This is a genomic window from Glutamicibacter soli, from assembly GCF_052322135.1.
Taxonomy (GTDB): domain Bacteria; phylum Actinomycetota; class Actinomycetes; order Actinomycetales; family Micrococcaceae; genus Glutamicibacter; species Glutamicibacter soli.
This window is the reverse complement of the sequence record NZ_CM125969.1, coordinates 1,258,598-1,270,507: the sequence shown is the minus strand read 5'-3', so window position 1 is coordinate 1,270,507 and position 11,910 is coordinate 1,258,598. Positions and strand designations below refer to the sequence as shown.

The 11,910-nt window shown below is 58.4% G+C and carries 5 protein-coding genes and 3 rRNA genes; all 8 read right to left on the bottom strand.

Annotated elements, in window-relative coordinates; genetic code table 11:
* Nucleotides 1-89 precede the first annotated feature (89 nt).
* The 8 genes from ACTX90_RS06050 to ACTX90_RS06010 all read right to left on the bottom strand — a co-directional run bounded on the left by ACTX90_RS06050 (nt 90) and on the right by ACTX90_RS06010 (nt 11,422).
* The gene (locus ACTX90_RS06050; protein WP_047118652.1) at nt 90-1,118 is read right to left on the bottom strand and encodes an NAD kinase; all 1,029 of its coding nucleotides are present in this window, start codon (nt 1,116-1,118) and stop codon (nt 90-92) included.
* A 91-nt stretch (nt 1,119-1,209) separates the two neighbouring features.
* Nucleotides 1,210-2,001, bottom strand: a complete 792-nt coding sequence (locus ACTX90_RS06045; protein WP_113607890.1) for a TlyA family RNA methyltransferase — start codon at nt 1,999-2,001, stop codon at nt 1,210-1,212.
* Nucleotides 1,998-2,201, bottom strand: coding sequence for a hypothetical protein (locus tag ACTX90_RS06040; protein WP_047118650.1), 204 nt, complete (start codon nt 2,199-2,201; stop codon nt 1,998-2,000). Before ACTX90_RS06040 ends, ACTX90_RS06045 begins: the two co-directional genes overlap by 4 nt.
* The gene (locus ACTX90_RS06035; RefSeq protein ID WP_047118649.1) at nt 2,198-3,214 is read right to left on the bottom strand and encodes an HAD-IIA family hydrolase; all 1,017 of its coding nucleotides are present in this window, start codon (nt 3,212-3,214) and stop codon (nt 2,198-2,200) included. Before ACTX90_RS06035 ends, ACTX90_RS06040 begins: the two co-directional genes overlap by 4 nt.
* 46 nt (nt 3,215-3,260) lie before the next feature.
* Entirely contained in the window at nt 3,261-5,504 is a 2,244-nt protein-coding gene (locus tag ACTX90_RS18650) for a hypothetical protein (protein WP_504434246.1), read from the bottom strand.
* A 403-nt stretch (nt 5,505-5,907) separates the two neighbouring features.
* Nucleotides 5,908-6,024 (bottom strand): 5S ribosomal RNA (gene rrf / locus ACTX90_RS06020).
* A 153-nt stretch (nt 6,025-6,177) separates the two neighbouring features.
* Nucleotides 6,178-9,316: ribosomal RNA gene (locus ACTX90_RS06015) — 23S ribosomal RNA — on the bottom strand.
* Nucleotides 9,317-9,896: 580 nt separating this feature from the next.
* Nucleotides 9,897-11,422, bottom strand: a 16S ribosomal RNA gene (locus ACTX90_RS06010).
* Together the 16S, 23S and 5S rRNA genes form the textbook arrangement of a ribosomal RNA operon.
* Nucleotides 11,423-11,910: the final 488 nt, after the last annotated feature.

The following is an 11,910-nucleotide window of genomic DNA, read 5'->3' as shown; positions in this document are numbered from 1 at the left end:
GCACGATTAGTATATGTGTTCTAAGCGCACTTTCGTAGCTAGATTCGAAGAAGTGGAAAACTTATGGCGTTTTCCGCTGCAGGGAAGGTCTATGGGCGAGGCTCGTCCCCGCTGCCGACCATGGGGATTCCGGGCTCGTCCTTATGGTGCGGTTCGACGCTCTGCAGACCCGGACCGATCACCGGAAGCGCGGTGGTGGCGGCCCGCCGCATGTCGTCCTTGGCCGGCCCGCGCCAGCCGGTGATCGGCAGTTCGAACTTGTTCACCAGGCGCTCGGAGAACGGGGTGGTATTCAACCGCGCAAGGCGCACCGGCGTGTCGCTGCGCGTGACCTCGATACGCGCTCCCGGCGGCAGGTCGATGGTGCGGCGGCCGTCGCACCACAGCACTGCTCCTGCATCCGTGCGCGTGAGCATTTCCACGGCCATCACCGAGTCGGGCGACACGACCAAGGGTTTGGCGAAGAGCGCGTGGGCGGAGATCGGAACCATGATCAGTGCAGCCACGTCTGGCCAGACCACTGGGCCGCCGGCAGAGAAGGAGTAGGCCGTCGAGCCAGTCGGAGTGGCCATGACGACGCCGTCGCACCCGAAGGTGGAAATCGGTCGGCCATCGACCTCGATGACCACCTCGACCATGCGTTCACGGTTGGCCTTTTCCACCGCTGCTTCGTTCAGCGCCCAGGTTTCGGCCAGGCAGATATTGTCTTGCCAGACCTTGACCTCAATGGTCATGCGCTCCTCGACGGTGTAGGTCTTCTCGACCAGCGCCTTGACGGTGGCTGCCAATTCGGTGCGCTCAGCTTCGGCCAAGAATCCCACGTGGCCCAGGTTCACGCCGACCAGCGGCAAAGGGGCGGCGCGGACCAATTCCGCGGCGCGCAGCACCGATCCATCGCCGCCGAGGACCACACCCAACTCGATGTCTTCCACCGCGCAGTCGTCATGCAGGATTTCAACACCGGGAACAGGCTCTCCGACAGCGCGAATCACCGCTTCCTGGTCCTTGGCCCGCATGACCGGTACGGTTCCGGCTTCGGCAAGCAGTTCGCAGGTTTCCAGCGCTGCAGCGATCGCTTCTTTTCGGCCGGTGTGGGCGAAGACTAGGATCTTGCGCAAGGCGGCGTGCCCCTCTCAACAGTGATGAGTGATTGGCTCTGCGATATGCAGTCGGTTTCCCTAAGTTCTCGGAAAACGCCGCATCTCTTAACTAAGAATAGTCAACGGCATGGATCATTGCGGATTTCTCGGCATCATCCTGCGATTTCGCTGCAGCGCTGAGCCAGAGGAAAAACTCCATGTTGCCGTCCTGGCCGGCCAGCGGGCTGCGCGCCAGACCTCGCAACGCGAGACCGCATTCAGCGGCCTTGGCGACCACTGATTCCACCGCGCCTTGGCGCAGCTGGGGGCTCGTGACAACGCCGGTGCGGTTCAGGTGTTCGCGCCCGACCTCGAACTGGGGCTTGACCATCAGCACCAGCGAGCCGCCGGGACGCGTCGCCCCGGCCAGCGCCTCGAGCACAAGGCGCAGCGAGATAAAGGACAAGTCCGCTACAACCAAGTCGACATCTCCACCGATATCCTCCGGCGTCAGGTATCTGACGTTCAGCCCCTCATGGACCGATACGCGGGGGTCAAACCGGATTTCGTCGACGAGTTGGCCATGGCCGACATCGGCGGCGACCACGTGGCCGGCTCCCCGCCGCAGCAAGACGTCAGTGAATCCTCCGGTGGAAGCCCCTGCGTCAAGGCAACGCAAACCTTCAGGAGAAATGGTGGTAAATACATCCAGGGCGCCGGCAAGTTTGTGCCCCGCCCGGGAAACGTAGTGCTCCCCTTCGACCTGGGTGAGCACTACTGACGTTGAGTCGGATACCTTCTTGGACGCCTTGGAGGTTTCCAGCCCATCCACGAGCACCCTGCCTGCCTCGATGAGCTTGGCGGCTTCGGTGCGCGAGCGCGCCAAGCCGCGTACCACCAGCTCCTGGTCCAGACGGTTCACGAGCCTGACTCCGATCGATTCAGTTCCTGCTGCAGGCCGCCGAGCAGCTGCTCGTAGATGCCCGCATGCTCGGTAACGTCATGGTCTGCCAGGGAGGAGAGCGCGGCTTCCAGCGCCTGCTCGTCGAACTGGGGCGCACCGCCGTGCATGGCGCCGGGGACCCCGGGACGCGGCGTCGGCGCGGAAGGAAGATCGCTCACTGCTTTTCACCGTTCTTGCGGCGCAGCATCTGCAAGCCGCGCGAGGTGAATTCGATTTCAGGGGATTCATGGGTGCTCTGGCGCGGGTGCGCGAGCCACCAGGCGTGGCAGGCCGCACGCCAGGCGTTGAGATCCGACTCGTTGCCGTCGACGGCGATCTTGCCGTTGTCGATGCGGGCCACCGCATCACCGACCTGCACGCCGTAGCCCAGCACCTTGATGGTCGGGTAGGGACGGTAGATGTCGGCCAGCGTGGCAATTAGGTAGTTCGGGCGTTGCTCCACCGGTGCACCGAGTGCGGTGGCAGGGGTATCGACACCCGTGAGCACCATGGCGGTGGAGAATCCGGCATGGAATCCGCCGAGGATATCGGTGTCAAGGCGGTCGCCGAGCACCAGCGGGCGCTTGGAATCCAGGCGGTCCGCGGCGCGGGAGAAGAGATAGGATTCGGGTTTGCCGGCCACACGGGGGGTTACCCCGGTGGCCAGCTTCACCGCGTGGACCAGCGATCCGTTACCCGGGGCAATGCCCTCGGCGCGCGGAATGGTCAGGTCCGTATTCGTGGCAACCCATTTGGCGCCGTTCTGGATTGCGTAGGAGGCCTCAGCCAGGTCGTTCCAGGAGACCTCTGGATCGAATCCCTGGATAACCGCTACCGGTTCGTCCTTGTGGGATTCGACCACTTCAAGGCCCCGTACCGCGATGCATTCTCGCAGATACGGGGAGCCCACCACCAGCACCCTGCTGCCGGGATTCAATTCACGGGCCAGCATCTCCGCCCCGGCATCTGCCGAGCCGAAGACCTGTTCCGCGCTAGTCTTCACGCCCAGCTGGCGCAGGTGCGCCGCGACCGACATGGGCGAACGTCCGGCGTTGTTCGTGATGAACGCGTGTGCCACGTTCACCTCGGCCAGCGCGTTCAGCGATTCCACTGCGTCGGGAATCGCGTTCGGTCCGGCGTACACGACGCCATCCAGGTCGGAGAGGACAGAATCAAATCCGGAGATCAGCATGGGGAGGTGGTTCCTACTTCATCAAACGACGGGTACTACTGCGAGTCTACTTTGCGGCGTCCTCGTCGGTGATCTCCGAGACCTCGTCGGAGATGTGATCAGCGTCAACCTCGGCCAGGCCGTCTTCCTCGTCGATACCGGTTTGCTCGGCGGCCGATTCGGTGTCGTCCTCTGCGTCGGATTCGGCGGTTTCCCCAGACGAAGCGCCCTCTTCAGGGGTTTCGTCGGAGTCAGCTGCTGCCTCGGAATCGACCAGATCACGGGCACGAGGAGCTTCTTCTTCCTCCTCGTCCATCTCGGGAGCAAGATCGACGATGAAGGACTCGGTCTCTTCCTCGATGCCCAGGGCACGTTCGGCTACTGCAACCTGCTTCTCCCAACGGGCGGCTTCCTCGGTGCGGCCGGCGGCTGCGAGCAGCTCGGCGTAGACGGCGAACAGGCGAGGGCTGAAGGAGAAGGCGCGGTTGAAGTTCAGCTGCTCCAGGGACTCCAGTGCGGCCAAGGCCTCATCAAGCTTGCCGAGGTCTGCGAAGCAGCCGGCCAGGACGATCTGCATCTCGACCTTGACCGATGGTTCCAGATTGGCGGACTCTTCGGATTGGGCCAGCTCGATGGCCTTCTCCACACGGCCCAGGCCGCGCAGCGAATCAGCGATCAGCGGCAGGTTGTAGTCCGAGCCGGAGATACGGCGGTGGGTGCGCAGCTCGCGCAGCGAATCGGCGTACTTGCCTGCGTGGTAGGCGGCGATGCCAACGGCCTCGCGGACCACCGCCACGCGTCCGCCACGGCGGGAAGCAGCCAGGGTGTGCTCGTAGGCCAGCTCTGGATCCTCTTCCAGCAGACGGCCGGCCATCACCAGGTGCTTGGCAACCCAGCTGGCGGACCGTTCTTCCAGGTAGCGCAGCTGGGCGCGGGCGACGCGGTCCAGTTCCTTGCCGGTGACGTCCTCATCGATCTCCGGGGACTGCGAGCGGTCTGCTCGGTTCGAAATACGCAGATCACCAGGGTTGTGCGCCTTCGGCTCTTGGGCACGGGGATCTTCGAACTTCTTCTCGCCACGAGGCTTGAAGTCACGATCGTTGCGCTTGAAATCGCCGCCACGATTGTCGTCGCGGCGCTTGAAGTCGCCTCGGTCGTTGCTGCGCTTGAAACCGCGATCATCATTGCGGTCATCGCGGCGCTTGAAGTCGCCTCGGTCGTTGCTGCGCTTGAAACCGCGATCATCATTGCGGTCATCGCGGCGCTTGAAGTCGCCTCGGTCGTTGCTGCGCTTGAAACCGCGATCATCATTGCGGTCATCGCGGCGCTTGAAGTCGCCTCGGTCGTTACTGCGCTTGAAACCGCGATCATCATTGCGGTCATCGCGGCGCTTGAAATCGCCGCCACGGTTGTCGTCATTACGGCGGAAGCCACCACGGTCATCATTGCGATCCCCGCGGAATCCGCCACGGTTATCGTCACGGCGCTTGAAGTCGCCCCCACGGTTGTCATCGCGACGTTCGCCACGGAAGCCACCGCGGCTGTCGTCGTTACGGCGGAAGCCACCGCGCTCGTCATTGCGGTCATCGCGGCGCTTGAAATCGCCGCCACGGTTGTCGTCGTTACGGCGGAAGCCACCACGATCATCATTGCGATCCCCGCGGAATCCACCACGGTTATCGTCACGGCGCTTGAAATCGCCACCACGGTTGTCATCGCGACGTTCGCCATGGAAGCCACCGCGGCTGTCGTCATTACGGCGGAAGCCACCACGATCATCATTGCGATCCCCGCGGAATCCGCCACGGTTATCGTCACGGCGCTTGAAATCGCCACCACGGTTGTCATCGCGACGCTCGCCACGGAAACCACCACGGCCATCGTTGCGGTCGCCACGGAATCCACCGCGGTTGTCGTCGTTACGGCGGAACCCACCACGATCCTCATTGCGATCCCCGCGGAACCCGCCACGGTTGTCATCGCGGCGCTCTCCACGGAAGCCACCGCGGTCATCGTTGCGGTCGCCGCGGAATCCACCGCGGTTATCATCGCGGCGCTTGAAGTCGCCGCCACGGTTGTCGTCATTTCGCTTGAATCCGCCACCGCGGTTATCGTCACGACGCTTGAAATCGCCGCCACGGTTGTCGTCACGGCGCTCACCACGGAATCCGCCACGATCATCGTTGCGCTTGAAACCGCTGTTGTTGTCATCGCGACGCTTGAAACCGTCGCGGGAGTTGTTGCGGTTTGAATCTGAGTTCCGGAAGTCGCCCTGTCCATTGTCGGAACTACGGCGGAAATCGTTAGACATTTAATGTCCCCTTCAGCGGATATCTCAATACCGCAACCTTCGTGTTCGCCTCAGCGAAACACTTCACTATTTACAAATCACCATGCATCAATGGCATGTACGTCTAGTTCAAGTCTACGGGAGTAAGCACTTCTACCATAGGGATTCGCCTCTAATGTGTGCAGACACTCATGTGACCAGAAGCAGCTACTAATCCGCACCCACGATTCGGGCGAGGCTCATGAATAGGCAGCAAGGAGTTCCGCCGCATGCCCAGGTATGTTGCTTCTTTCCCTGTTAAACAAAAAAGGGGGAGCTTCTGCTCCCCCCGGCGGCCACCCAGCCAGGCCAGGCGCCCAAGCACCGACCGGGTTAAACAGCAGAAGGCCCCAACACTGTTGGAGCCTCCCACTTCTCAAGTTAAGTCCGGCGGTGACCTACTCTCCCACACCCTCACGAGTGCAGTACCATCGGCGCAATGGGCCTTAGCTTCCGGGTTCGGTATGGGACCGGGCGTTTCCCCCACGCTATGACCGCCGTAACAATCACGAAGCACACAAACCAACCATGGTGGTCCGGTGGATTCGTCCTTGCAAAGTCTCTTATTTTGTGGTTCGAGGTTGTTGTCTCGTAACCGCATAGTGAACGCGAACAATCAGAAAAACGTATTTTGTCGACACACAGTTTAGATAGTGTGTTGTAAGCCATCGGCCTATTAGTACAGGTCAGCTACACAAGTCTTTGGTCCTTGCTTCCACATCCTGCCTATCAACCCAGTAATCTAGCTGGGGGCCTCACCCACACAAGGTGGATGGAAATCTCATCTCGAAGCAGGCTTCCCGCTTAGATGCTTTCAGCGGTTATCCCTTCCAAACGTAGCTAATCAGCGATGCACTTGGCAGTACAACTGACACACCAGAGGTTCGTCCGTCCCGGTCCTCTCGTACTAAGGACAGCCCTTCTCAAATTTCCAACGCGCGCAGCGGATAGGGACCGAACTGTCTCACGACGTTCTAAACCCAGCTCGCGTACCGCTTTAATGGGCGAACAGCCCAACCCTTGGGACCTACTCCAGCCCCAGGATGCGACGAGCCGACATCGAGGTGCCAAACCATGCCGTCGATATGGACTCTTGGGCAAGATCAGCCTGTTATCCCCGAGGTACCTTTTATCCGTTGAGCGACGGCCCTTCCACGAGGTGCCGCCGGATCACTAGTCCCGACTTTCGTCCCTGCTCGAGCTGTCACTCTCACAGTCAAGCTCCCTTGTGCACTTACACTCAACACCTGATTGCCAACCAGGCTGAGGGAACCTTTGGGCGCCTCCGTTACATTTTAGGAGGCAACCGCCCCAGTTAAACTACCCATCAGGCACTGTCCCTGAACCAGATCATGGTCCGAAGTTAGGTGACCGGTACAGCCAGAGTGGTATTTCAACGATGACTCCACCCGAACTAGCGTCCGAGCTTCACAGTCTCCCACCTATCCTACACAAGCTGCACCGAACACCAATACCAAACTATAGTAAAGGTCTCGGGGTCTTTCCGTCCTGCTGCGCGTAACGAGCATCTTTACTCGTACTGCAATTTCGCCGAGTTCATGGTTGAGACAGCGGGGAAGTCGTTACTCCATTCGTGCAGGTCGGAACTTACCCGACAAGGAATTTCGCTACCTTAGGATGGTTATAGTTACCACCGCCGTTTACTGGGGCTTAAATTCTCAGCTTCGCACACAAGTGTGCTAACCGGTCCTCTTAACCTTCCAGCACCGGGCAGGAGTCAGTCCGTATACATCGTCTTGCGACTTCGCACGGACCTGTGTTTTTAGTAAACAGTCGCTTCCCCCTGGTCTCTGCGGCCCACACCCGCCTCCCCACCGCAAGGGTGGTTCACGGGGCAGGCCCCCCTTCTTCCGAAGTTACGGGGGCATTTTGCCGAGTTCCTTAACCATGATTCTCTCGATCGCCTTAGTATTCTCTACCTGATCACCTGTGTCGGTTTAGGGTACGGGCGGACTGGGACCTCGCGCCGATGCTTTTCTAGGCAGCATAGGATCACCGAATCACCCCACAAACGGGGCGCCTATCAGGTCTCAGAAACAATGAACAGCGGATTTGCCTACCGTTCTTCCTACACCCTTGGACCAGGTCAATTCCATTGCCTGGCTCGGCTACCTTCCTGCGTCACACCTGTTAATACGCTGACCTCACAACATCGGTTCCCACCACACCAACCAACAAGACACCTAAAAGGCATCAACGCTGGAATCCGTCATGGTTAGCATCCATTGCTCAGTATGGGCGGTCCTTCGCCGGTACGGGAATATCAACCCGTTGTCCATCGACTACGCCTGTCGGCCTCGCCTTAGGTCCCGACTAACCCAGGGCAGATTAGCTTGACCCTGGAACCCTTGATCATTCGGCGGACGGGTTTCTCACCCGTCATTCGCTACTCATGCCTGCATTCTCACTCGTGTGGCCTCCACCGCTGGTTTCCACCGCGACTTCACCGTCCACACGACGCTCCCCTACCCATCCAAACCACTGGACCACAAAGGCCAATGACATGTTTGAATGACGCAACTTCGGCGGTGTGCTTGAGCCCCGCTACATTATCGGCGCGGAATCACTTGACCAGTGAGCTATTACGCACTCTTTCAAGGGTGGCTGCTTCTAAGCCAACCTCCTGGTTGTCACAGCAACTCCACATCCTTTCCCACTTAGCACACGCTTAGGGGCCTTAGTTGGCGTTCTGGGCTGTTTCCCTCTCGACTATGAAGCTTATCCCCCACAGTCTCACTGCTGCGCTCTGACTTACCGGCATTCGGAGTTTGGCTAAGGTCAGTAACCTTGTAGGGCCCATCGCCTATCCAGTAGCTCTACCTCCAGCAAGAAACACGCAACGCTGCACCTAAATGCATTTCGGGGAGAACCAGCTATCACGAAGTTTGATTGGCCTTTCACCCCTACCCACAGCTCATCCCCTCCATTTTCAACTGAAGTGGGTTCGGTCCTCCACACGCTCTTACACGCGCTTCAACCTGGCCATGGGTAGATCACTTCGCTTCGGGTCTAGATCACGCCACTCACTCGCCCTATTCAGACTCGCTTTCGCTACGGCTTCCCCCCACGGGTTAACCTCGCGACGTAACACTAACTCGCAGGCTCATTCTTCAAAAGGCACGCCATCACAACCACAAGTGGCTGCTCTAACGGATTGTAAGCGCACGGTTTCAGGTACTATTTCACTCCCCTCCCGGGGTACTTTTCACCATTCCCTCACGGTACTGATTCACTATCGGTCATCAAGTAGTATTCAGGCTTACCAGGTGGTCCTGGCAGATTCACACAAGGTTTCACGGGCCCCGTGCTACTCGGGCATCCACACAAGAACGGCAGACACGCATTACACCTACGGGACTATCACCCTCTCTGGTCCGGCATTCCAACCGATTCACCTATACGCCTGCACCTCATCCCACCAGCGTAGATAGAACTGGTACATGTGGACCCCACAACCCCGATGATGCAACGCCTATCCGCTATCACACACCAACCGGTTTAGCCCCATCCGCGTTCGCTCGCCACTACTAACGGAATCACTATTGTTTTCTCTTCCTGCGGGTACTGAGATGTTTCACTTCCCCGCGTTCCCTCCACACAGCCTATACATTCAGCTGCAGGTCACACCACATAACATGGTGCGGGGTTCCCCCATTCGGAAATCCTGGCCTCAACGTCCGGTTATCGACTCCACCAGGCTTATCGCAGATTCCCACGTCCTTCATCGGCTCTTGATGCCAAGGCATCCACCGTGCGCCCTTAAAAACTTCAACACAAAACAAAGTTCTCAAAAATTGAGCTATAAAACAATCAACAAAATCACTACAAACAAGACTCAAACACCACACACACCCAGGACAGGCACGCACAGCTCATCTTGTCTGCAAGATGCTCGCGTTCACTATACAGTTCCCAAACAACAACCCCGCACCCCCAACAACAGCACCCCACACACCAGCCCCAAAAGGACCAGCCAGGACACCATGCCAGCAGACACAGGACAAACACCGAAACACCAAGCACCCAACCCACCAAACCCCGCAAAGGGACCAGGCGGCCAGGAGGCTTGTTGCCTCAAAACCCAACAGTGCACCAAACATACTCATTCGCATCACACGACCCATGCGCCCTTCCAACACCACCAACCCCACAAGAGGGCCGGCACTGCGTACTAAACCACACACGCCACACAACACAAACCATGCCAACACCCGAACCCCCGAAAACAACCACACGATCGCCCTCGAAAACCCGTTTCCCAGTGTTGAGTTCATTGACATTCCACCCTCGAGCAACCCACCTGCACCACACTCGGGCACAGACATGGGCAACCAAAACTGGTTAGCTCCTTAGAAAGGAGGTGATCCAGCCGCACCTTCCGGTACGGCTACCTTGTTACGACTTAGTCCCAATCGCCAGTCCCACCTTCGACGACTCCCCCCACACAAGGTGGTTAGGCCATCGGCTTCGGGTGTTACCAACTTTCGTGACTTGACGGGCGGTGTGTACAAGGCCCGGGAACGTATTCACCGCAGCGTTGCTGATCTGCGATTACTAGCGACTCCGACTTCATGGGGTCGAGTTGCAGACCCCAATCCGAACTGAGACCGGCTTTTAGGGATTAGCTCCACCTCACAGTATCGCAACCCATTGTACCGGCCATTGTAGCATGCGTGAAGCCCAAGACATAAGGGGCATGATGATTTGACGTCATCCCCACCTTCCTCCGAGTTGACCCCGGCAGTCTCCCATGAGTCCCCGGCATAACCCGCTGGCAACATGGAACGAGGGTTGCGCTCGTTGCGGGACTTAACCCAACATCTCACGACACGAGCTGACGACAACCATGCACCACCTGTGAACCAGCCCCGAAGGGAAACCCCATCTCTGAGGCGATCTGGAACATGTCAAGCCTTGGTAAGGTTCTTCGCGTTGCATCGAATTAATCCGCATGCTCCGCCGCTTGTGCGGGCCCCCGTCAATTCCTTTGAGTTTTAGCCTTGCGGCCGTACTCCCCAGGCGGGGCACTTAATGCGTTAGCTACGGCGCGGAAAACGTGGAATGTCCCCCACACCTAGTGCCCAACGTTTACGGCATGGACTACCAGGGTATCTAATCCTGTTCGCTCCCCATGCTTTCGCTCCTCAGCGTCAGTAAATGCCCAGAGACCTGCCTTCGCCATCGGTGTTCCTCCTGATATCTGCGCATTTCACCGCTACACCAGGAATTCCAGTCTCCCCTACATCACTCTAGTCTGCCCGTACCCACCGCAGATCCGAGGTTGAGCCTCGGACTTTCACGATAGACGCGACAAACCGCCTACGAGCTCTTTACGCCCAATAAATCCGGATAACGCTTGCGCCCTACGTATTACCGCGGCTGCTGGCACGTAGTTAGCCGGCGCTTCTTCTGCAGGTACCGTCACTTTCGCTTCTTCCCTACTGAAAGAGGTTTACAACCCGAAGGCCGTCATCCCTCACGCGGCGTCGCTGCATCAGGCTTGCGCCCATTGTGCAATATTCCCCACTGCTGCCTCCCGTAGGAGTCTGGGCCGTGTCTCAGTCCCAGTGTGGCCGGTCACCCTCTCAGGCCGGCTACCCGTCGTCGCCTTGGTGAGCCATTACCTCACCAACAAGCTGATAGGCCGCGAGTCCATCCCCAACCGATAAATCTTTCCACCCTCAACCATGCGGTCAAAAGTCATATCCGGTATTAGACCCAGTTTCCCGGGCTTATCCCAGAGTCAGGGGCAGGTTACTCACGTGTTACTCACCCGTTCGCCACTAATCCACCCAGCAAGCTGGGCTTCATCGTTCGACTTGCATGTGTTAAGCACGCCGCCAGCGTTCATCCTGAGCCAGGATCAAACTCTCCATAAAAAACAAAAAGCCACCACAACCCCACCGGAAAAAGACGGGGCCACACGTGGTGATGAAATCCTGGCGAATAAAAACACTCGGAACAACACACGGGGGTGCATCATCCCAAGCAAAATGTTTCGTATTCACCAAACAAAAAATAATTTGGTATCAACAAACTTGGCACACTATTGAGTTCTCAAACAACAAACACTCTCGACACCGCATCCCGAACCCGAAGGGTTCGAGCTGCTTCGCTCCGGAGCAACTTTTCAAGCTTACCACCTCGTTGACCAGTGTCAACTCGGCGTTCCAAGCCTGTTCGCTTCGCGTTGACTTCCCGTCCGTTTCCGTTCGGTCCGTGTCAGCGGCACGAGATAAAACTTTACACGCCCTGTACCCCCACGCAAAATCCGCCTAGTACTCCCGGAAACTAACCCATTTACCAGTCTGACTAGGTATTTCATGTTTCGGGTACAACAAAACCGCCAAAAAAGTGTGGTGGTTCA

What these genes read in the sequence shown, in the direction of transcription:
- ACTX90_RS18650 (WP_504434246.1), bottom strand. Translation starts at nt 5,504, where the DNA reads ATGTCTAACGATTTCCGCCGTAGTTCCGACAATGGACAGGGCGACTTC.
- ACTX90_RS06035 (WP_047118649.1), bottom strand. Translation starts at nt 3,214, where the DNA reads ATGCTGATCTCCGGATTTGATTCTGTCCTCTCCGACCTGGATGGCGTC.